Origin of the sequence: Salinivibrio sp. SS3 (genome assembly GCF_001722105.1) — a bacterium.
Taxonomy (GTDB): domain Bacteria; phylum Pseudomonadota; class Gammaproteobacteria; order Enterobacterales; family Vibrionaceae; genus Salinivibrio; species Salinivibrio kushneri.
Map to the genome: position 1 here is coordinate 51,162 of NZ_MEBQ01000006.1, position 22,007 is coordinate 73,168.

Consider the following 22,007-nt stretch of genomic DNA (forward strand, 5'->3'; position numbering starts at 1 on the left):
TAAAATGAAACATTGGATAGCGGCGATGACACTGTCGATCGCAAGTGTCGTCAGTTTAACCGCCTCCGCCAGCACCGAGAACGACCGTTGGGAAAGTATTGAGCAACAAGCCAAAGGCCAAACCGTTTACTTTAACGCATGGGGTGGCAATCAAGAGATCAATGCTTACTTACGTTGGGCAAATCGGGAGTTGCAACGCGATTACGGTGTCACGCTTAAACATGTCAAAGTGGCGGATATCGCTGAAACCGTCAATCGCCTGCTTGCTGAAAAGACGGCGGGTAAGGATAGCGGCGGCAGCGTCGATATGGTTTGGATTAACGGCGAAAACTTCAAATCAATGAAAGAAAATGATTTGCTGTACGGCCCTTTTGTTAGCAGGCTGCCCAACTGGCAAATTGTCGATAAAAGCTTACCGGTTGAAGAAGACTTCACGGAACCAACAGAGGGCCTCGAAGCACCTTGGGGGGTGGGACAGCTGGTATTTATCCACGATAAGCGCACACTTGCCAACCCGCCTCGCTCGTTTGCTGAATTACTGAGTCTCGCGCAAGCGAACCCAGGTCGAGTGAGTTACCCAAAACCGCCGCAGTTCCATGGCACCAGCTTTTTGAAAGCGGCGCTGCTTGAGCTGACAGATTCGCCCGAAGCCCTTTACCTGCCCGTTGATGAGGTGGACTTTGACGCCGTGACCGCGCCATTATGGCGCTATCTGGACCAATTACATCAAGTGGCCTGGCGCGAAGGCTCACAATTTCCTTCAAGCAGTGCTGAAACCCTACAACTGCTAGACGACGGCGAGCTTCTCGTGGCGATAGCGTTTAACCCCAATGCGGCAAAAGCGGCAGTCGCATCTGGAAAGCTCGCCCCATCAGCACGTGCGTTTGCCTTTGACCAAGGTGCGCTATCTAACATTCACTTTATGGCGATCCCATACAACGCCAATGCCAAAGCCGGCGCCATGGTCGCTATCAACTTCTTGATGAGCGAAAAGGCACAGCTGCGTAAAGCCGACACCCAAGTATGGGGCGATCCACCGGTCGTTAAATTATCCGACACCGCCGAGGTCAGTCGCTTTAATACCCAGCCCGAGCCACATCCAAGCTGGCAAACCGCGCTTGAGACTGCGTGGCTGAAACGCTACGGCCAATAAAACGAGGCTGATATGGCACGTTTGCTGTTTGCCATCACCCTAACGGTATGCTGCCTACCCTTGTTGCCAGGGGTCGGCGGCTTGCTCGCGAGTGCCTTTGCGTTCTTGCCCACACTAGGGCTGACAGAGGCCAATTTTAGCGGCTGGCACCAAGTCATGGCATGGCCGGGACTTTGGCAATCGATTCAGCTGACGCTCATCTCGGGGTTGGGCAGTAGCTTGCTCGCGGTGGCATTTAGCTTTATGATTTTACAAGCCGCTTGGCACACGCCCATTTGGCAAAAGATCAGTGCGCGCTTGCCTGCGCTACTGGCATTGCCACACGTCGCCTTTGCGATTGGCCTGGTTTTACTGCTTTCCCCCTCGGGTTGGCTGTTTCGCCTGTTAAGTCCCCTTCTCGGTGAGAAACCTGTAACTTGGGCGTTAGTACAAGATCCTTATGTTATTGGACTCACCTTGGCGCTGACGCTAAAAGAAACCCCCTTTTTATTGTTGATGAGCCTGTCGGTGCTGCGTCAAATTGATGTCTCTCGACTGACCATGGTATCAACCAGTCTCGGGTATAACCTCACCGCAACCTGGCTAAAAGTCATTCTTCCGCTTTGGCTGGCCAAAATGCGTTTCCCGATTTTTGCCGTCATCGCCTACAGTCTGTCGGTGATTGATGTGGCGATGATCCTCGGGCCCAATACGCCGCCCACTTATGCCGTATTGGTATGGCAATGGTTCAATGACCCTGATTTGGCGTTATTGCCCAGAGCCTCAGCTGGGGCATTGCTGTTATTTGCCCTATGTGGCTTAGCGTTATTGCTATTCCGCTTTTTGGAGTGGCTTGGCTGCCAATGTCTCAATCGCTGGCAATACACGGGCCGCCGCCACGCATGGCTGCCTGGCAAGTTACTCTGGTGGCCAGTGTTTATCACTCCCCTTGCGATTATGCCTGTGTTGCTGGTGTGGTCATTCGCGCTGCGTTGGTCATTTCCCGATTGGCTGCCCAGTCGATATAGCTTACAGTTTTGGGAACAAGAACTGAGCTATGTATGGTCATTGGTGGGAAACAGCATTGTTCTGGCGGTGATCAGCGCCAGTGTCGCCTTGTTATTTGCCATCGGGTGTTTGGAGCGTTCGACCAATCAGCGACGCTCGGTGCCAAGAGCCGTCATCGCCATTCCATTATTGGTTCCGCAACTCTCTATCTTGTTCGGTATTCAGGTGGCGGTGTACAGCCTCCCCGGCCAATGGCACGTGCCAGCTACTATCTGGTCGCATATCTTTTTCGCGTTTCCTTATGTGTATCTCGCGCTCGATGGGCCGTGGCAGCAATTTGATATGCGGCTCATGCAAACCGCCAGGAGCCTCGGTATCAGTGCAACACTCGCATGGTGGCGTGTTAAACTCCCGCTGCTTTTGCCTGCGATCATCTTGGCGTGGGCGGTCGGCGCGAGTGTCAGTTTGGCGCAATACCTGCCTACACAGTTGTTGGGCGCGGGACGCATTAATACGCTCACTACCGAGGCAGTTAGCTTATCGAGCGGCCTCGATCGCCGTATCAGTGGCCTTTATGGACTGATGCAAGCGATGCTTCCCCTTATTGTTTTCGCCTTAGCCACCGTGCTTAGCCGTATTGCGGAGCGCCGTCTTTTACCCACATCAACACCGACTTATTCAGGAGCGAAACACCATGACACTGTGTGTCAACCAACTCACCATAAACGCGCCTGAGCAATGCTTGGTGCGTGATTTATCATTCTCGGTCGCCCCGGGAGAAATACTCACCGTAATGGGTCCCAGTGGCTGCGGAAAATCGAGCCTGCTGAGTATATTGGCAGGACACATTCAACCGCCCATGCATTACAGCGGCCAACTAACCTTAAATGGTGAACCCTTTGATCACTTGCCGCCGGAGCAGCGCCGTATCGGGATTTTGTTTCAAGATGATTTGCTCTTTCCGCATCTCAACGTCTGGCAAAACTTGGCCTTTGCCCTGCCTTCATCGATGAGCAAAGCGCAAAAACGTGATCAGGCCATCGCAACATTAGGGTCTGTCAATTTAGCGGAGTTTGCCGATTATGCCCCCAGCCAGCTCTCCGGCGGGCAGCGCGCGCGGATCAGTGTTTTGCGTGCATTACTCGCCGCACCCGATGCTATCTTGCTTGATGAGCCCTTTAGTAAGCTGGATAAGCCGCTACGACGGGATTTTCGTGCTTTTGTGTTTGAGCAAATCGCGCAGCGAAACATCCCCGCGCTGATTGTGACGCATGATGCCGAGGATATTGCGCACCAGAGCCGCTGTTTAAATTGGCCTAAACGCCCAGCTAACTCAGTACTGCCAGAGGAGATGCAAAATGCTTGATCGCTATGCCATCGCCGTGATCCGCTGGCCATTGAAGCAGGCAGCGGTGCAGCTCACAAAGTGGGGGGTCAAACCTGATACCGTCACGCTATCGGGCTTTTTGATTGGCTTACTGGCGGTACCCGCTCTCGCGCTACAAGTGTATTGGCTCGCGCTTGTGTTCATTATCATTAACCGACTGTTCGATGGCCTTGATGGCGCGCTCGCCCGCGAGCAAGGACTCACGGACGCCGGGGGCTTTTTAGATATCACCCTCGATTTTATCTTCTACGCAGCCATTCCCTTTGGTTTTGCGCTGGCTGATCCCGCTAGTAACGCCATCGCCGCTAGTTTTCTGCTGTTTTGCTTTATGGGCACAGGCGCAAGCTTTTTAGCGTTTGCGATTATGGCGAGCAAACACCAGATTGATAACCCGGTGTACGCCAACAAGTCGATGTATTACATCGGTGGGATCACCGAAGGCACCGAGACCATTACCAGCTTTGTGTTGATGTGTCTTTTCCCATCTTACATGGCGTGGATTGCTTGGGTATTTGGCATCGCGTGCTTGATCACCGCTTCCAGTCGCGTCTGGGCTGGGTACCATACGCTACGCGACATTGAAGGACGCTAGAAACGCTATCTCATGCGCGCTCACGTTATAGCCACTGCTGCTGTAATTGCTCTTTATCACCCAAATAATCGAGCAGCCAGCTTATCGGTGGCGATTCTTTATCCGAGCGCCACGCAATGCAGCACGGACTGCTTAACAACGGCTCTTCCAGGGCAAGCTCCACCAACTCTCCTCGCGCAATCGCGTCCTCTGCCATGTGTGAAGGCATCACACCAATGCCCAGCCCGGCCTTAAAGCATTGCATGGCACTGTGCCAATTAGGAACGGTAAGACGGCGCTGATTATCCAATAGCCAGGTAGTACGACGCGGCAAACGGCGCGAAGTATCTTCCAAACATATCGCCGGATACGGCGCGAGCTGATCATTAGCCAGTGGCTGGGCACACTGTACAAGTGGATGCGATGGGCTCACCACAAACCGCCAACGCAGGGTGCCCATTTCTCGGTAGCGAAACGCGCCGCTCACTGGCACAGCAGCCGTGGCACCAATGGCAATATCGGCTCTATCATCCGCCAGCGCATCCCACACACCATTGAATACTTCCATGGTCAGTAACAGCTCGACATCAGGAAACGCATCATAAAAGTCACGTACCAAGGTATTGACGCTATCCTCTCTTACGACGTTATCCAGTGCCAATGCGACACTTTGCGTCCAACCATTAGCAACACGTTGGGTTTGCTGGCGAATGGCTTCCATATTCTTAATCATCTCACGTGACTGGGAGACAAAATACTCGCCCGCGGCGGTCAACCGAACCTGACGATGAAGCCGCTCAAACAGGGTGACGGCCAGCTTGTCTTCAATCTGTCGTACCGTGTAGCTCACCGCACTCGGTACCTTGTGCAATTCGTCAGCCGCCGCGGAGAAACTTCCTCGCCGTGCAACCACGTCAATCACTTGAAAATCTTGGTAAGAAAACATTCACATCAAATATTTTGAAAGCAGTATTCAAATCATAGCGTTTCACAGTATCAATTGTTAGGCATAAACTGCTCTTTACATTAATCTTTGTATCAAGAGATAAAAAATGAACAAAAACGTGCCATTTATCACGCTGTTTTGGCTAGCAGGGCTCAGTATGCTCGGCTTCTTAGCCACCGACATGTATCTTCCCGCCTTTGAAGCCATGCAAATCGATTTTGCGACCTCGTCGGCCAATATCGGTTTAACCTTAAGCATCTTTTTGCTTGGCATGGCCTGTGGTCAGCTAGTATATGGCCCCCTCTCCGACCGCATTGGCCGTAAGCCTGCGCTGTTGATTGGCTTAAGTCTCTATAGCGTTGCGACCGTGGTATGTCTGTTTGCAGATAATATTTATCTGTTACTCGGTGCGCGCCTTGTTCAAGCGTTGGGTGCGTGCAGCGCAATTGTGATTTGGCAAGCCGTGGTCATTGATCGCTATGAGGGAAAACTGGGGCAGAAAGTGTTCGCCACTATCATGCCTTTAGTTGCCTTGTCTCCAGCTCTCGCACCATTATTAGGTGCCTATTTACTCCAGCATTTTGATTGGCGCAGTATTTTTGTGGTTTTATTCGCACTAGGTGTTATTTTTGTCGCACTGACCCTTCGTGAGGAAGAAAGCTTAACCAGACCAGCACAAGATACTAAAATTATTGATAAACTTAAGGGTGACTACCAGCAAGTTTTTAAATCAAAAAAGTTCATCGGAAATATGCTTATCTTTGCCGGTTGCTCGGCCGCTTTCTTTGCCTATCTCACTGGATCGCCGTTTATTATGTCAGCGATGGGCTATACCGAAGCAGACATTGGCCTGAGCTACATCCCACAAACGATCGCGTTTGTTGTCGGCGGATACACGTGTCGCCATGCCCTCAACAAACTCAAAGATCATAGTATCTTGCCTTGGCTGCTTAAGCTGTTTGTTGCCAGCGTAGTGGTTATCTTTTTGATCAGCTGGCGCACCGATGTGACTAATATCTGGGCAATTTTGGGGCCATTCTGCTTTTTGGCAGCGGCCAATGGCGCCATTTACCCACTGGTCGTCAATCGCGCCTTGGAAGATTTTAAATCCTGTAGCGCGACCGCTGCGGGGCTGCTGAACTTCTTGCAAATGATGATCTGCTTCTTGGCGAGCGCCGTGGTGTCTGCGTTTGCGGCCTCGGGCTTGATCGCCGTCACCACCGTCATGCTGTCCACCTGTGCGGTGGTGATAATTGGCTTTGGCTTGGTCTGGCATGCAAACCGTCAAGCACAAACGCTAGCAGCCGCGTAAGGAAACGGGGTTTAGAGACTAAAAAGGCGTCTTTCCAGACGCCTTCATGTTACCCCTTGCTCATCCGCTGGACTGCGGCATTGCGCGTGAGATGATCGCAGTCATATCAATATGCGAAGGGAGCGTACCATATTGATGATATTCTGACGTTTCGACACGCGCTTGCACGAAGGCCTCGGCAATGTCTGGTTCTCCATAACGCAACAATGTCGCAGCTTGCCATAGTATTGCCATTTTCTCTATCACTTGGCGCGCGCAATAAGATAACATCTCAGCATTACCTAGCTGCTCCTCAAGCCCATCCACCGCACGATCAAAAGCGTCATTTGCCCCTGTCGCATAGCGTAATTCTGCAATGAAGACCGATACGGTATCCGGCTCTCGAGTCAGCACTCTGAGCAAATCCAAACATTGCACATTGCCCGATCCTTCCCAAATGGCGTTAACAGGGGCCTCACGATAAAGCCGACTGGCGACATTTTCGTTTACATAACCCACCCCACCCAGGCACTCCATCGCTTCGTAGGTGTGCTGTACCGCGCGCTTGCAAATCCAATATTTACCAATAGCCGTGCCAATCCTAACCAAGGCGGCTTCATGTGGGTTATCCAGTTGCTCAAGCGCCCGAGCCAATCGCATCGAAATCGCGAGCGCGGCTTCTGATTCTAAGGCCAAATCAGCCAATACATTTTGCATTAGTGGCTGATGATGCAAAGGTTTACCAAATACCTCACGGCCTGCAGTATGCCAAATGGCCTCTTTGGTGGCTTGTGCCATAAGAGCACTAGAGCCTATCATGCAGTCATACCGCGTTAATGCCACCATTTGAATAATGGTCTTAATCCCCTTTCCCGGCTCACCTAACAACCATCCTTGCGCATCGCGAAACTCAATTTCCGAGCTGGCATTAGATTGGTTTCCTAGCTTGTCTTTTAAACGCTGAATGTGAATCGGGTTTTTACTCCCGTCTTCTCGCCAACGTGGAACCAGGAAGCAGGACAAACCGTGGTCAGTTTGTGCGAGCACAAGAAAGGCATCACTCATGGGTGCTGAACAAAACCATTTATGCCCCACCAGTGAATAACGTTTACCTCCTCCGGGCGCTTCACAAGGCGTTGCATAGGTTGTATTAGCCCGCACATCCGATCCTCCTTGCTTTTCAGTCATCGCCATTCCGAGAGTGACACCCTCTTTCTCAAACCAAGGAATGTTACGTCCATCGTAGCGACCACTCACGATTTTAGGCAGCCATTTTTCTGCGATATCTGCTTGAGCTTGTAATGCGGGTACGCTGGCAAATGTCATGGTGAGCGGACAGCCAGAGCCCGGATCGGCATGGGTGTGAAGAAATGCCATGGCAGCGCGGACCACATGACGTCCCGAGGTTTTTTCACGCCAAGGCATGGCGCAATGGCCGTGCTCGATAGCATGTGCCATGAGTTGATGATACGCAGGGTGATAATCAACCTGATCAATTCGATAGCCAAAGCGGTCAACAGGTCGGAAAGTGGGGAGAAACTGATTTGCATTCATACCCGCCTCTAATAAGTCGCCGCCAATACGGCCACCAAACGAGGTTAAACGATCTTCACCCCATTGCCCGCCAAATTGCGCGACCCAATACTGTAAAATACGATCGGCAGTGAAGGCATTATAATTTTCCAGCGGTTTGGGTTGATTAAAAACAACATGTGTATCCGATTGATGGTTTTTGCTTTCCATAGCTTGTTGCGCTCTCCATGTCTTTATCGATAGTCATCATGTAAGTAGACGACGAGTTCACCTTTACCAATGGGAAGTACGCCCACATCAAGTTCATGCTGCTGCTCAAGCCATCGCTTAAAAGGAGCCACATCATCAGCGTGGGATAACGCATTATCGACCACCAGCATGCCCTGAGGCTTGAGGAGTTGGAATAAACGTGGCGCTAGGGACAGGTACTGACTTCGGTCGGCATCAAGAAAAATGAGCTCGAACTGTCCCTCAAGGCGAGTAATCCAGTCACTCGCGTCGCCCAATTTCGCATCTATCCGGTTATCCATGCCGGCTTGCCTAAAGTGCTGCTGCGCTTGTTGGTGTTTTGCTTCATCGCACTCAATCGTTACCACTTGCACGCTATTGCCGCCCGCGTGCGCAAGCCATAACGTTGAATAGCCCATGGATGTGCCAATTTCTAAAATGCGGGTAGGCTGAATTTCATCCACTAACAGCGCTAAGAATTCTCCGGTTCCAGGCGTAATATTCAGCCATTTTTTACTTTTATCCTGTTGCAGGGCATCATTCTCTGTCCCCTGCATTTGCAGCTTTTCCAGTAAGTCGTCCATAGCCATTAGTCCAATACAAGGCTGCCGTCATCATCAAATTGCCAACAATCGCCATAAGCGACTTCCCAAAGATAGTTATCCGGATCAGCAAAGTAGCCGCTGTAGCCTCCCCAAAATACGTCTTGTGCAGGTTTAACAATACGACCGCCACACCGCTCTGCCAGCGCCAGTACCTCGTCGACCTCTTCTTTGGATCGCGTGTTATGCGCCAATGTGATACCACCAAACCCTGTCTCGTTAACGGTGAGTCCGGGTTTGATATCATCGGCTAACGAGTCTGCGGGATATAACGCTAATCGTGTACCTGCGGTACTAAAAAACACGATGCCTTCTTCAGGGTGGCTGTGCGTTGGAAAGCCCAATTGGCGATAAAATTCATAAGAGTGAGAAAGATCCGCAACCCCCAATGTGATGATACTAATTCTTGCTTCCATACCATTGCTCCTTCGCTTAATCGGTAGGGGCATTGAGTCGCTTTGATATCACACTGTAGCGTGTCAGCCATAAGGTAAGTGTGCGAGTAATCACAGCCTTACAGTGTCGCTAACTCAACATGTCGATTGATGTTTTTCAGTGTGATACCAACAGCAGCAAGGCGACTTTGTATATCATTTAGAGCGACTTGGTAGTCATCACTTCGTTCAAAGCTGGCTAGCGTCTGTCGGTCTTTAAACATCAGCCGCACGATTAAGCTTTGTGGAAAACGCTGATAATTCACCTCATGCGTCAGCCATTCAAATCCCTCCACTTTTTCCATTGTCAATTCACAGACATCTGTCAGCGCTTCTCGAATCGCCTTGTCATATTTCTTATCTGTCTTTCGCATGATGCGTCTCTTCTACTGCTCGATTTTTTTGTTTTTGGGGTCCGTGCGGGTGTGATCGACAAAAATCAGCGCTTCAGTGGCAAAACCTCGCTGTTTCGCTTCTGCAATAAATTTATTTTTTACTGACTCCGACACGCTCGGTGTGCGCGATAACAACCACAGGTAATCGTGGTCAGGCCCCGAGATAAAGGCATATTGGTAGTTATCATCCAACTCAAACACCACATACGACCCATAGAAAGGCCCAAAGAATGAAACCTTCAGGTACCCCGTTTTATCAGTTTCAACGAAGTACGCCTTACCCTCTGCTTCTTGCCATTTTTCTTCTTCACGGCTATAGCCTCGGTTTATCACTTTAACGCCACCGTCTTCACGCAACGAATAGGTTGCGGTCACATCCGACAATCCTCGTTCAAACGAGTGATCCAGTCGCGCTACTTCATACCAAGTACCTAAATAGCGGTTAATCTCAAAGTTTGTTACGGGTGTAACCTGTTCTGGCATGCCTAAACACCCAGTTAACATTAAGGATAATAACCCAATCACCCAGCCTCTTTGCATCCTTGTTCCCTCTTTAAACCCAACATGATAAGTCATACTCAGCAACAGGTTTGATCGTTTACATGCTTTGTCAATTTTTGGTCAACTCGCTGTTTTTCTGCTTGCCAAGGCGCCAAACTGGTGCTTATATAAGCGCTCTTTAGTTACAGAGGTAATCACAATCCATGGACAGCGACCGATGTCGTGTTATGCCCTTCCCCGCTTCCTTTAACCAGGAGGCCATCGTATGTTAACACTCTTTTTGGAACCCGAAACCTGGGTGGTCTTCTTTACCCTTCTAACCCTTGAAGTGGTATTGGGTGTTGATAACTTAGTCTTTATCTCCGTACTGTGTGAACGTCTCCCTAAAGAGAAACGCCGCTTTGCGCGCACCTTGGGTATTGGTCTGGCCGTGATTAGCCGGATTGGCTTATTGCTTTCCATCGCTTGGGTCATGTCGTTGACTGTGCCCCTGTTTACGATTGGGACGGAACCGGTTACCGGTAAAGATCTTATCATGCTGTTTGGTGGTGGCTTTTTGCTGCTAAAAAGTGCCAAAGAGCTGTGGGCGTGGTTAGGTTATAGCGAGCCCGTAAGCCACTCGACACAAGTCCTAACCGGGATGGCAATTATTTTGCTGCAAATCGTTGCGGTAGATGCGGTGTTTTCGATGGACTCGGTAATCACCGCGGTGGGTCTCATCCAAGATGTGCCCGTGATGGTCGCCGCCATTGTTACCGCCGCCATCATTATGATGATCGCGGCCGAACCCGTGAACAATCTGGTCAGCCGTTACCCTGGATTTAAAACCTTAGCTTTACTGTTCTTGGTGCTACTAGGCTTGCTACTGATGGCCGAAGGTGCCGGCATTCATATCAACAAAGGCTACGTGTATGTTGCGATGGCATTTGGTTTGATCCTTGAGCTCTGCCACATTCGATTGCGTAACAAGCAGCGCTTGAACATCAAGCGTATTCGTCCGCACTTTTCGTTAAAAGTGTCACGTCGGATTGCTGACAGCCGTTAATTCTCAGGGGCCGTCGCCACACTGTTGATGGCGGCGGCCCTATCTTTAAACTGGATTTTTCCCACACAACACTGCCCTTGCTGCGCATAATGCGCTTGGATATGTGACACGAGCTGAACAAGCGGCATGATTTGCCCACTCGGCTGCCAGTGCTGACCACCGTCTTGACTCAACCAGCAAACGCCTTGGCTATCCACCAGCCGATCATCTTCTGTGATCACGTTTTCGCGCAGCGCCTTAAGCGACGCAGGATCGGAGGCAAACGAGAGTTCATCATCCCCTTGCCAAATCAGTAGCGCAGGATAGTTGATATAGGTGGTCATGACTTGGGCTTAAATATATCAAGTTTGAGTGCCACTGACTTCCCTAACCAACCCACATGATCGGTATGATCAATGTAATCATCGCCCGTCACGCCATGCAAAAACACGGTTAAATCGCCCCGATGCGCCTCAAGCCATGCCATCACCTCATCGAACGCAGCGTTGTCAAAGGCGATCTGAAAGCTCCACTTCGGATGTGGGCCAACACATTTGCGATGAAAGCGGCCAAGATCGATGGGCAGTGACGATGCAGCGGCTGCTTGATAGATAATATCCGCCTGCGCTTCGGTGTCGGCCTCATAGTAGACATGGGCGTGGTAAGCCTGATGAACATTGGGAAAAGCGTGTAAAAAAGACATAAGCATCATTCGATTCAACAAGATGGAATTGAGAATAGTTTACGTGAAACCAAGGCAAAGAAATAGTGACCAAAGGTGTGGCTATTCAATCATAGCGTTAGCTAACACAGCATCAGGTAATAAAAAAGCGGCCGAAGCCGCTTTAGTTTGGTAACAACCTTTACGATAACGCGCCGGTTAATTCAACACATTGTTATCGTTTTTGACACGATCCAAGCTGGCGTCTCCACCAAAATCAACCGCTTGACGGATCATTTCAGCGTGCACAGCTTGCTCTGCAAGCTCCGTCGTTTGTGGGAAGATAAAGGTGCTATGGCTAGCGTTATCACCGGCAAAGTCAACAAAGTTCTGCTGACCTTGTGCAGCGGGCGAGCTGGCATTGATGGTTGGTAGGCCAAGCTTCGCGGCCAATGGCTCAGAGCCAGCGAAATTATCAACAATGCCCGGAACCGTATAGGCGACGTCGTTCGGTACCGTGTCATCCCCATCGACTTGTTGCATATAAATCGGCGTGGTGCTTCCATCAATATAGGTTGCATTCGTATAGGGATCGACGGTATCGAGTAGCGTCTGTGCGGCATAATTAAATTGCTGTACCACACCATTCACTTCCGCTTGTGCACTCGCTGAGCCGTTTGCCTCAAAAGTTTTGTAGCAGATAACATTATTTTCTGCGCTATTATCGAGCGTACAATTGTTACCGGCAAAGGTCTGATAAGCGGTACTGCCTTTAAAAGCAACACTGTGCTTAATCAAAGGGCCAAACGAGTCCGACCCGAGCAGCAAGTTAGCAATTTGCCCCCCAGAGTTCGCCACGCTCAATGCAGAGAATTTATAAAGTGCATCGACTTCGTTGCTGTTTGCACGGTTAGACGCCGCAAACGCAGTGGTACCAACAATACCGCCCAGCGAATGGCCTAATAAACGTGGCGCCGAGCTCACGAAAGACGTTATCGTCTCTAATGGCGTCCCCTCGAATCCACCCGCCGACTTGGTGCGGGTCAAAGCTGCGCGCAAGCCCATCACATCCAACTCGCTTTGGCGCACATTGTCACGCGCCACGGCTAGGTTACTGAGGTTCAGGTACGCTGTCACATCCACGTTGGCAGAACGCTTCGTATCTAAGCTACGCTCACCATGAAGCGGTAAGTCAATTGCCATAACGGCTTGATTGGCGCTGGTAAAGTTAGGCGCAAAGAAATACGCATTCTCTTTTGCCGAGGTAATCCCGTGCTGATAAACCGTTAGTTTGGTATTACTATCAACCGTTGCTGGGGTAAACAGCAAGAAGGGCACCTCTTGCACTGATTTAATCTGCGGTACAGGACTATAACGAGTAATAATGCGCTCAGGGTCTAATTGACTGCCATCAGCTTTGGTCAGCGTCTCGCCGGCCAGCTTGAAAAGCTCGTTGACGATGTCTGATTGTTCACCGTTGGTTAACGTTTCTATATTAACACCCGCCTCAGCAAGCTGCGCGGCAATGGTCGCTTTTTGCTCAGGGTCTTGCAGGGCATTCAACACCTTCGCCAAGCTAGGGGTGGCAGACTCAAACGGTTGGCTATTCCAGTTGCTATCCGTTTCCAAATAGTAAGGTAGCTTAATGGTGCCTGTTGACACCTGAACATCGGCTAAGTTAACACCGTTTGAATTGAATGCGCCGATGACTTTGGTTTTGATGTTTTCATCATTTGGATCAAAGTACTGGGTAAACTGGGCATCCCCATTCAACGCCGTTTGATAGTCCTGAGTGCCGGTGATATCGATGGTGTAGGCATCCGATAAATCAGCATTATTGGGGTTGGCGCCCGCTTTCCATACTGCCGCTAGGTTTCCAGCATCAAACCCAGCCGCCGTCGCTAGCTTGGTGTAGTTTAAGCTGTCACCCACCGACTGGGTGGAGAACCAGGTGGAGTAGACAATCGCCGAATCAGAATCGACGATAGGTGGATTAAACTGATCGTTCTTCGCCAGCTTTTCAACACCTTTAATAACCGTTGCCGGTTTTTCTAACGCTGTCCCGGTAAAATCTTTATTGGTCGACTTTAACGATGCATAGCTCGTTGACGTGCCAACGGGATCGCCATTGATATCCGTCATTTCATCGGTAATCACCACAATGTATTCACTGCTCGGCGCTAAGTCGCTAGAGGGTAATATCGTCAGTGTGTCTGTCGCCGCACTGGTGATAGCATTGAAATCGCTACCGAGCGTTAGCACCTTTTCTGGCAGCGGATTTTCCCCAGTCAGCGATTCAGTTAGCTTCACCAGATAAACACCGCCAGAGACAGGGCCATCGGCCAACCCTGCGCCTTTAAAGTCAAACACCAGCGGCATGGTGGTCGACCAACCATCCATGGTATTCATCGCCGCACGCGGATTACTTAATGTGCTGTCACTGCCAGTAGGTAAATTTAAGGTGCCGTCGCTAGGGTTCATCAATAAAAAGGTGGGAACCGGGACAGATTGATTTTTCCCCTGTAAGGTAAAGTCGATTTTGGTGTCACGATCAAGTAGGGCTTGGATCTCATCATTAAAGTCAGGATTGGTCGAGCTGGTTTTATCATCCCCACAACCTGCCAATAAAAGCGCAGCAGCCACTATCGATAACGAAAAAGAATGCTTTAACATGAATGGGCTCCCATTTTAAAAGGTATAATTAAGTTGCACTGCGCTTAAATACGCATCGCCTTTCGATGAAATTTCAATATCCTGACCCAAGCCATTGGTCTCTTTAAAGTTCCCATCACGGCTTCTAATCCAGGTAATCGCCGCATCAATGGTTAAATCGGCATTGTATTGGTAGGTAAAGCCGGTTGAATACCAATAACGGTCCGAGTCGGGAATACTCAAGGTCGCTTTGCCCGCTTTTTCATCAAAGGCGATCCCTGCGCGACCTGTCCACGCATCATTAAACTGATAGGTACCACCGAGTGAAAGGCGTACGTTATCTTTATATTGCTCATCTTTATAAAAGCACTGATTCGGTGTACCGTTGTTACACTGACTAGACGTTGCTTTTAGCTCTTTAAATGAACGCCAGCCCGTGCGTTTCCAGCTGTAATGCATAGCAAAGTCATCAGTTAACTGATGAAACCCTGATACTTCATAAATTTCCGGTAAGTCGAGCTCTAAATCACCATCGACTTTCGGTGGTGTAGAAATCCCTGTGTCATAGCTATTGAGATCGCCGTCTTCAAATTCGAGTGCCACCTCAGAGCGATAGCCAAATCCAATGCGATGATCATCATTAAAGTGATAGGTAGTGCCCACATTAAAGCCATAGCCAACTGCATCGCCTTTTAACGACAGTAAGTTATCTCGCTTATCTCCACCCAACCCAGCGGCTAATGCGCCTTTATACCGGGTGAGTTCCGCTTTGGCGTATACCAAACTTAACCCAACTCCGACACTCCATTTATCGTTCACTTGATAGGCCAAAGCTGGATTCAAATTGGTGGTAAGAAGATCAGTATGACCTGCAATATCGCCTATTTGGAGATCATCTGGATAATCCGTTGCGACACCATAGGTGGTATATAGGCCTATACCCCATGACCATTTATCAGTTTGCGGCGACACGAAATAAAAAGCAGGCACCGCTTTAACTGGTGCAACGTCTTTGGCTTCCTCATTGTTGGTTTTATCTTTGATACGAATGTGCGGATCGACGATATGAATCGCACCCGACACTTGGCGCTTTTCTAATAACATCATATTGGCCGGGTTTCGGGCTAAAGTAGACGCGTTATCAGCAATGGCGGCTTCGCCAGAATAAGCACGTCCTAGGCCAGTTGCTGAATGTTCAGCCACCTGGAACCCTGCCCCTTGGGCTTGAGTCGCGGCGATGATGCCAACTGCAATTGTTGAGAGCTGCTTCTTGTTCACTAGTCGGACCTCCGAGGTCTCTTGTTTAGTATGAATGTTGGATGTTATTTTCATGTAAATAGATTGTCAAATGATTGAATTATCTCGAACAATGACAAGGCTGAGGATTATAGGGCGCAGGTCACAAAGTAAAAGTTGTTATTCGTTGGTAAGACCAGCATGCTTAAATTGGGCATTATCGACGCACATATCGCCTAAAACCCCATCAAGCTTCGGTATTTTTAAGGCGTGAATAGGCGTAGACTCAGAGGCAGAAGCACAACGTTCGATAATACAATAACCAAGGAGTCATCATGATTCAGCAAGGACAATCTCTACCGAGCGCGACGCTCAGTGAACTCACCGCTGAGGGCATGCAAACCCACGACATCCCTGCCCTTTTCGCCAACAAGAAGGTAGTGCTGTTCGCAGTGCCAGGTGCCTTTACCCCAACCTGTTCAGAGTCGCACTTACCGGGCTTTGTGGTGAAAGCGGATGAGATTAAAGCAAAAGGCATCGATATGATTGCTTGCGTCTCCGTCAACGATGCCTTTGTGATGCAGGCGTGGGGCGAAGCACAAAACGCCAATCAGATCCATATGCTGGCCGACGGCGATGGCAGCTTTACCCAAGCGCTCGGACTAGAGATGGATTCAGGGAAGTTTGGTGGTATTCGCTCGCAGCGTTATGCGATGGTAATTGACAATGGCATCGTCACGCATTTGAACGTTGAAGCGCCAAAAAGCTTTGAAGTCTCCAGTGCCGAGGCGATTCTCGCCCTGCTGTAGCGGTAAGCTAGCGGTGGCACTTTTTGGCCACCGCTTCGTGATTTACACTGACTTTTCAGTGACTTTACGACGAAGTACATACTTTTGCACTTTGCCTGTCGAGGTTTTCGGGAGCGCGGTAAAGATCACTTTTTTCGGCGCCTTGAAGTGCGCCATTTGCTCTCGGCAAAAAGCAATAATGTCTGCTTCGGTCACGGCGGATGTTTCGGTCGTTTTGACAAACGCACAGGGGACCTCACCCCATTTTTCATCGGGCATCGCAATCACCGCCACTTCTTCAATATCAGGGTGACGGTACAGGACGTCTTCCACTTCGATACTGGAAATATTCTCCCCGCCACTGATGATAATGTCTTTGAGTCTGTCCTTGATTTCGATGTAGTTATCGGCATGCCATACCGCTAGGTCACCAGTACGAAACCAGCCGTTACTCATGGCATCTTCCGTCGCACTCGGGTTCTTTAGGTAGCCTTTCATCACGATATTACCGCGAACAAAAATCTCACCCAGCGTGCCACCATCTTTTGCCACTGGTTTAAACGTCACTGGATCAGCAACCATTAGCTCCCCTTGCATCGGCGCCCGTACACCTTGGCGTGCTTTCATGCGTGCTTTTTCTCGTTGCGAGAGTTGATCCCAGTGGTGTTGCCAGTCACACACCACACAAGGGCCGTAAGTTTCAGTGAGGCCATAAACGTGGGTCACTTCAATCCCCATCGCTTCCATCCCTTCAATCACAGAAGCCGGTGGTGCCGCCCCTGCGGTCATCGCTTTAACCGTATGGTGAATCTCAGCTTTTAGCGCCGGATCTGCATTATTCATCATGTTCAGCACAATCGGCGCACCACAAAAATGGGTCACTTTGTGGGTTTTTATTGCATCAAAGATAGGCTCTGCCCTGACATGCCGTAGACTGACACTCACCCCCGCCGTCGCGGCCACCGTCCATGGGAAGCACCAACCATTACAGTGGAACATGGGTAGCGTCCAAAGATAAACAGGATGCGCATCCATATTCCAAGACAACACATTACTCACCGCATTCAGATGGGCACCGCGATGGTGATACACTACCCCTTTGGGGTTGCCCGTGGTGCCTGAGGTGTAGTTGAGTGAAATGGCCTGCCATTCATCGTCTGGCAATGTGTACTGATAATCACTATCGCCTTGGGCTAAAAAGGTTTCGTACGTAATCTCACTGATACATTCGCCATGTGGATAGAGCGGATCATCAATCGCAATCACCAGTGGGCGGTGTTTGATCATTTTTAACGCCCGCTTAGCCACTTCCGTCATTTCCTTGTCGACGATAAAGACTTTGCTTTCTGCATGTTCGAGAATAAAAGCGACGGTTTCCGCTTCTAGCCGGGTATTAATGGTATTGAGCACGGCGCCTGTCATCGGCACGCTAAAATGCAACTCAAAGACTTCGGGCAGATTGGGGGCCATCACCGATACCGTATCACCCAGTCCGATGCCGGCTTGACGTAATGCCGAGGCAAACTGACGGCATCGCTGATCCACTTGCTGCCAACTCCAACATAGATGACCATGAACGCTAGCCGGATAATCTGGATAAACGCTAGCGGCTCGCTCGAGGAAAGAAAGTGGACTCAGTGTTTGATAGTTGGCTGGACTTTTGTCCAAACCAAGCTCATAGATGTTGCTGACTGACATAACGCGCTCCTTGCTGACTTTGTCTAGATAACTAGATCAACCTAGCATGTCATCAAGCTTGCGCTATTCAACTTAAGTCGATATGGCGGCGATGATGCAAAAAGGCCCAGCGGTGCTGAGCTAGTGCGACTGGTAATAGTATTGGTATTACGTTGAGTTAGAAATATCGGCTCATTGATGATCCACCGTTTGATACCTTCGGCCTATGCCTTGCAACCAACGGGCGAGATCTTGAGTGGCAATGACCCACGTTTGATCATGACAAAAAGGCTGGCATTCCACCTCTTGAACCTGCCATATTGCATTCGCGATCACCAAACTGACGCGATGCTCAGGATCGTTCATCACATCAAATACCGACACGGCGCCTGATTGTGCCTTCAAATAAGTTTCAAGTTGCTGCGACGAGGCAAACGATAAGCGAGACGTCCCCAAGGCTTCACTCAATCCCGCTAAATTGACGGTAGCTTTGCCCGGTAACACGACCAAGAAAAACTGCTTTCCTTTTCTGTCTTTCAACAATAAATTCTTGGTCGGATTCGCATTCGTATGCAAACCGAGCGCATCCGCTTCTTCACACGTATAGACAGGTTGATGTCGGTATATGGCGACCGAAATACCGCGCGCATTGAGGCTTTGAAACAGTGCAGTCTGTTGACTAGAAAGCGGTAGATTACCCGTCATAACGATCCTATTTAAAATAACGTTGACGAAGTTTTTCTATCTCACCACGTTGCTTAGCGGACATTAGATAATTGTTTATTAACGTGACCAAATCATTCGCTTGTGGCGCATAGCGGCTCACTTGAGCATGAAATGCTTTCGGGTTGGGCAGTGTGATGTAAGCGATATCGCTTGAAAACTGATAGAGCCCGAGCCGTATTCCACCTAAAGCGGGCTCGATTTCACTGGCAAGAAAGCGACACCGACCCGCTTCTAACATCCGCAACGCTTGCTGCAAGGTATTGGCTTCAAACCTCGGTCGGGGGTTATCGCCAAACGCGGCATAATTGTAGCCATTCACACCACAAACCGATTGTGTCGCCGATAAATTCGGCTGTGCTTGTGTGTCAGGGGCTCCCACGTATAAGTAACCCAAGGATATCGAATAGAGTGGCTGCGTGAAGCGACTATATTGTGCTCGCTTGGGTTTGTAACTCGCATCCCAAGTAAGATCACAACGGCCGGACTCACGCGCCAGTTCATGTTGCACGCGCGCCCAAGGCATAAAGACCAGCTGATAGGCAATGTCATTACGATCTAATGCGGTGAGCACCAAATCTGTGGCGTACCCAGTCAAGGTATCCGCTTTTTTCTGCCGCGTTTCTCCCTGCCAATAAGTGTAAGGAGGCCAAGGGCTCCCGTCCCCTACACAAACATTGAGCGGATCTGAGATGGATGGCCCTGCCCATACTCGAAATGAAAATAGGGTTAGCCAAATCGCAATACAAGCTTGTATCCAATGGGTCATCCAGCCACTCACTTTGTTGACTCGCTAAGCTGTCTATAAGACTAGCATGCCCTCTCTATCGACATACTCAAGCGCCTTGTTGTTCATTCGGACGTTGCGCTTAAAGACAACGAAAGCGTGAGAACCGCATCTCGGCTGCGCCCTGTCTCCACAAAACCCAGCGCTTGGTACAATGAAACGGCTGGGTTTTCTGCAAAGACACGCAACGCTAACTGCGCATAGCCAGACGTTTGAGCATAAGCGACCGCCCAAGTGATGGCCTCGCGGCCGATCCCTTGCCGCTGTTTACTCGGCTCAATCTGTAAATCGCGGATAAAAAGCGTTTCACCGTCTGACTTCAAGCGAATCACGCCACAACGCTTTCGCTCATGGCGAATTTCATAATTATCGAAAACTCGCCAACTCTCTATAAACCGCTGAGAGTTCCAAGCGATTTTCCTCGCTTCATAATAAGGGGCCATATTTTCTTGGGTCAGCTTTTGACTGTACTTCGCATCCGTTGTCGGACAAATCGCAACATCCATGTCGTTTTCCTCTCATTCACGCTTTGCTAAACGTGCCTTGACGGCACTTACACCTTGCCAATCTTCTAGCTCTTGTTCGGGGTACTCGGATCGAAATTGCTGATACAACGCAATGCCCTGGGGATCTTCCAGCACATCAACTGTCACCCCTTTTTCTTGCAGCATCGTCTCGTTACCGCTCGCACTGGTGACATCCCCTACCACCACTCGAGAGAAACCGCGCATGGTAATCAATGTCGCGCACACATCGCATGGGCTTAAACTGGTAAACAAGGTTGTTTGGCTAAAATCAATTCGCCCAGCATCACGTATCGCGGCCGTTTCACCATGGTTGTAGGGGTGATTGTCTTGCACCAAGGTGTTATGTCCTTTGCCCACAATTTGGCGTGTCTCATTGTCAATAATCACCGCGCCGATGGGGCACCCTCCTTCATCCGCGCTTTTTTGGGCTAACAACACCGCAATGCGCATCAAATCGGCATCGGTCAGTTTTTGGCTGAAGCTGTTATCCACCAGCACCGGCAAACTGCGCGTTGGCATATGCGCCATGGCACGCAGCGCGGCTTCGTCCACCGTACTGTTTGCATTTAATAGCATTCGCTTTCTCCTTATTCTATCTGACAGATAACGTTAAGCTGCGTCATACCACAAGATCATCAATTTACTCGCAATTAATGAACCAAACAGTGATAAGGTTTGTATTGGTCAGTTCGATATTTGTTATTGGTTTAATCGACCTTTTGCGCCTTCGTCTGTACTTGTTAGCCAAGGGTGGTGATAGCAACTCTGTTCAGGGATTTTTATGATAAAACGTTTGATTATTATGTTAGTCGCATGTGGGCTCGTTTTTGGGGGAATTTTTGCCTACAAAGCAGTAGGCAATCATTTTATGAACCAATTCTTTGACAACATGCCTGCCCCTACGGTCACCGTGACGGCCACTACAGTCTCAACCCATCCTTGGCGAGAACAACAAACCACCATTGGTAGTTTTGCGGCCATTAATGAAACCCAGCTCACTACCGAGGCAAGCGGCATCGTCAACAATATCTTGTTCGATAACGCGACGTCGGTGAAAAAGGGACAAATGCTCCTCACGCTAGATGCCAGCGTTGATGAAGCAGAATTACGTCGGCTCGAGTCCGTGGCAGAGCTAGCCCAACTTGAGTTAAGACGCTATCAACGGCTGTTTAAAGACAAAAACATTTCTGAATCCGAGCTAAAGCGCAAAGAAAGCGAAGCCAAACAAGCGATGGCCGCTGTCGACAGCCAAAAAGCGCGCATCGAGCAAAAGGCATTAACCGCGCCTTTCGACGGCATCATTGGGATCCGTGACGTCAGTCTTGGCCAACTCATCGCGCCGGGGACAGCCGTTGCAACACTCACGTCAGTCAACCCCATCCACCTCAACTTCACCTTACCGGAACAGCAACTCAGCACGCTGAAAAATGGCCAAACCGTTTCTGCCACGATTAGCGCACGGCCCGACGAGGTCTTTACCGGCACAGTGACTGCGATTTCGCCGGTTGTCACGCCCTCGAGTCGCAGTGTCGACATTCAAGCCACCTTTGATAATCCAGATGCTGTTTTACGGTCAGGTATGTTCGCACGCGTGAGCCTTGATCAAGGTGAAGAAACGCAAAATGTCTTGCTGGCACCACAAAGCGCGATTCAATTTAATCCGTATGGCAACGCAGTCTTCGTGATCCAAGAGCAAGACGATGTATTGACGGTCCAACAGCGCTTTGTGCAAACGGGCGCGCGCCGCGGTGACATGATTGTGATTAAAGACGGCCTTCAACCCGGTGACCGTATCGTTACCTCCGGCCTCCTCAAGCTCCGTAACGGCAGCAACATCAAGATAAGTGACAATGAGCGTGTTCAGCCGAGCGAAGATCTTGATCCCAACGTTGTGAATCAATAGG

Annotated in this window: 23 protein-coding genes; 8 read left to right on the top strand and 15 right to left on the bottom strand. The window is 49.9% G+C overall.

What is annotated here, in order from left to right; all coding sequences use genetic code 11:
* Window positions 1-4 precede the first annotated feature (4 nt).
* From BGL48_RS03155 to BGL48_RS03170, 4 genes are read left to right on the top strand one after another with little or no spacing between them, the layout of a single operon-like run.
* The gene (locus tag BGL48_RS03155; protein ID WP_069361293.1) at window positions 5-1,153 is read left to right on the top strand and encodes an ABC transporter substrate-binding protein; all 1,149 of its coding nucleotides are present in this window, start codon (window positions 5-7) and stop codon (window positions 1,151-1,153) included.
* A gap of 12 nt (window positions 1,154-1,165) precedes the next feature.
* Window positions 1,166-2,875: an ABC transporter permease gene (locus BGL48_RS03160; RefSeq protein ID WP_069361294.1), complete on the top strand. Its 1,710-nt coding sequence runs from the start codon at window positions 1,166-1,168 to the stop codon at window positions 2,873-2,875.
* Window positions 2,835-3,506: an ATP-binding cassette domain-containing protein gene (locus BGL48_RS03165; RefSeq protein WP_069361295.1), complete on the top strand. Its 672-nt coding sequence runs from the start codon at window positions 2,835-2,837 to the stop codon at window positions 3,504-3,506. The genes BGL48_RS03160 and BGL48_RS03165 overlap by 41 nt, the downstream gene beginning before the upstream one ends.
* Window positions 3,499-4,119, top strand: a complete 621-nt coding sequence (locus BGL48_RS03170; protein WP_069361296.1) for a CDP-alcohol phosphatidyltransferase family protein — start codon at window positions 3,499-3,501, stop codon at window positions 4,117-4,119. Before BGL48_RS03165 ends, BGL48_RS03170 begins: the two co-directional genes overlap by 8 nt.
* 25 nt (window positions 4,120-4,144) lie before the next feature.
* Here the strand turns inward: BGL48_RS03170 and punR are convergent, their stop codons facing one another.
* Entirely contained in the window at window positions 4,145-5,044 is a 900-nt protein-coding gene (gene punR, locus BGL48_RS03175) for a DNA-binding transcriptional activator PunR (protein ID WP_069361297.1), read from the bottom strand.
* A gap of 106 nt (window positions 5,045-5,150) precedes the next feature.
* Here punR and punC point away from each other — a divergent pair, with 106 nt between their 5' ends.
* Window positions 5,151-6,356 carry a purine nucleoside transporter PunC gene (gene punC / locus BGL48_RS03180; protein ID WP_069361298.1) on the top strand — a complete coding sequence of 402 codons (1,206 nt, stop codon included), beginning with the start codon at window positions 5,151-5,153 and terminating at the stop codon, window positions 6,354-6,356.
* Between the two features lie 60 nt (window positions 6,357-6,416).
* Here the strand turns inward: punC and BGL48_RS03185 are convergent, their stop codons facing one another.
* The 5 genes from BGL48_RS03185 to BGL48_RS03205 form a co-directional block, all read right to left on the bottom strand.
* Window positions 6,417-8,078 (bottom strand): acyl-CoA dehydrogenase family protein, encoded by a 1,662-nt coding sequence (locus BGL48_RS03185; protein ID WP_069361299.1) that lies wholly within the window; start codon window positions 8,076-8,078, stop codon window positions 6,417-6,419.
* Between the two features lie 23 nt (window positions 8,079-8,101).
* Complete coding sequence (locus BGL48_RS03190; protein WP_176719632.1) at window positions 8,102-8,680, bottom strand: O-methyltransferase; 579 nt, start codon at window positions 8,678-8,680, stop codon at window positions 8,102-8,104.
* Between the two features lie 5 nt (window positions 8,681-8,685).
* Window positions 8,686-9,114: a VOC family protein gene (locus BGL48_RS03195; protein WP_069361301.1), complete on the bottom strand. Its 429-nt coding sequence runs from the start codon at window positions 9,112-9,114 to the stop codon at window positions 8,686-8,688.
* A gap of 98 nt (window positions 9,115-9,212) precedes the next feature.
* Complete coding sequence (locus tag BGL48_RS03200) at window positions 9,213-9,506, bottom strand: hypothetical protein (protein ID WP_069361302.1); 294 nt, start codon at window positions 9,504-9,506, stop codon at window positions 9,213-9,215.
* 12 nt (window positions 9,507-9,518) lie between these two features.
* On the bottom strand, window positions 9,519-10,067 hold the full coding sequence (locus BGL48_RS03205) for a lipocalin family protein (RefSeq protein ID WP_069361303.1): 549 nt from the start codon (window positions 10,065-10,067) through the stop codon (window positions 9,519-9,521).
* Between the two features lie 226 nt (window positions 10,068-10,293).
* Here BGL48_RS03205 and BGL48_RS03210 point away from each other — a divergent pair, with 226 nt between their 5' ends.
* On the top strand, window positions 10,294-11,073 hold the full coding sequence (locus BGL48_RS03210; RefSeq protein WP_069361304.1) for a TerC family protein: 780 nt from the start codon (window positions 10,294-10,296) through the stop codon (window positions 11,071-11,073).
* On the opposite strand, the gene BGL48_RS03215 is transcribed toward BGL48_RS03210, so the two are convergent.
* From BGL48_RS03215 to BGL48_RS03230, 4 genes are all read right to left on the bottom strand, one after another.
* Window positions 11,070-11,396, bottom strand: coding sequence for a DUF4144 family protein (locus BGL48_RS03215; RefSeq protein WP_069361305.1), 327 nt, complete (start codon window positions 11,394-11,396; stop codon window positions 11,070-11,072). The genes BGL48_RS03210 and BGL48_RS03215 overlap by 4 nt on opposite strands.
* Window positions 11,393-11,755, bottom strand: coding sequence for a DOPA 4,5-dioxygenase family protein (locus BGL48_RS03220; RefSeq protein ID WP_083238408.1), 363 nt, complete (start codon window positions 11,753-11,755; stop codon window positions 11,393-11,395). The genes BGL48_RS03215 and BGL48_RS03220 overlap by 4 nt, the downstream gene beginning before the upstream one ends.
* Window positions 11,756-11,932: 177 nt before the next feature.
* On the bottom strand, window positions 11,933-14,386 hold the full coding sequence (locus BGL48_RS03225) for a VolA/Pla-1 family phospholipase (RefSeq protein ID WP_069361306.1): 2,454 nt from the start codon (window positions 14,384-14,386) through the stop codon (window positions 11,933-11,935).
* Between the two features lie 15 nt (window positions 14,387-14,401).
* The gene (locus BGL48_RS03230; RefSeq protein WP_069361307.1) at window positions 14,402-15,643 is read right to left on the bottom strand and encodes an outer membrane protein transport protein; all 1,242 of its coding nucleotides are present in this window, start codon (window positions 15,641-15,643) and stop codon (window positions 14,402-14,404) included.
* A 293-nt stretch (window positions 15,644-15,936) separates the two neighbouring features.
* Here BGL48_RS03230 and BGL48_RS03235 point away from each other — a divergent pair, with 293 nt between their 5' ends.
* On the top strand, window positions 15,937-16,410 hold the full coding sequence (locus BGL48_RS03235; protein ID WP_069361308.1) for a peroxiredoxin: 474 nt from the start codon (window positions 15,937-15,939) through the stop codon (window positions 16,408-16,410).
* 42 nt (window positions 16,411-16,452) lie between these two features.
* Here BGL48_RS03235 and BGL48_RS03240 read toward each other — a convergent pair whose 3' ends face one another.
* The 5 genes from BGL48_RS03240 to BGL48_RS03260 form a co-directional block, all read right to left on the bottom strand.
* The gene (locus tag BGL48_RS03240; RefSeq protein ID WP_069361309.1) at window positions 16,453-18,087 is read right to left on the bottom strand and encodes an acyl-CoA synthetase; all 1,635 of its coding nucleotides are present in this window, start codon (window positions 18,085-18,087) and stop codon (window positions 16,453-16,455) included.
* Window positions 18,088-18,258: 171 nt separating this feature from the next.
* Entirely contained in the window at window positions 18,259-18,771 is a 513-nt protein-coding gene (locus tag BGL48_RS03245) for a prolyl-tRNA synthetase associated domain-containing protein (protein ID WP_083238410.1), read from the bottom strand.
* 7 nt (window positions 18,772-18,778) lie between these two features.
* The gene (locus tag BGL48_RS03250; protein ID WP_083238412.1) at window positions 18,779-19,558 is read right to left on the bottom strand and encodes a substrate-binding periplasmic protein; all 780 of its coding nucleotides are present in this window, start codon (window positions 19,556-19,558) and stop codon (window positions 18,779-18,781) included.
* A gap of 83 nt (window positions 19,559-19,641) precedes the next feature.
* Complete coding sequence (locus BGL48_RS03255; protein ID WP_069361310.1) at window positions 19,642-20,082, bottom strand: GNAT family N-acetyltransferase; 441 nt, start codon at window positions 20,080-20,082, stop codon at window positions 19,642-19,644.
* Window positions 20,083-20,094: 12 nt separating this feature from the next.
* A complete protein-coding gene (locus tag BGL48_RS03260; protein ID WP_069361311.1) occupies window positions 20,095-20,679 on the bottom strand; it encodes a nucleoside deaminase in 585 nt (194 codons plus the stop codon).
* 292 nt (window positions 20,680-20,971) lie between these two features.
* Here BGL48_RS03260 and BGL48_RS03265 point away from each other — a divergent pair, with 292 nt between their 5' ends.
* A complete protein-coding gene (locus BGL48_RS03265; RefSeq protein WP_255377305.1) occupies window positions 20,972-22,006 on the top strand; it encodes an efflux RND transporter periplasmic adaptor subunit in 1,035 nt (344 codons plus the stop codon).
* The last annotated feature ends 1 nt before the right edge of the window (window position 22,007 follow it).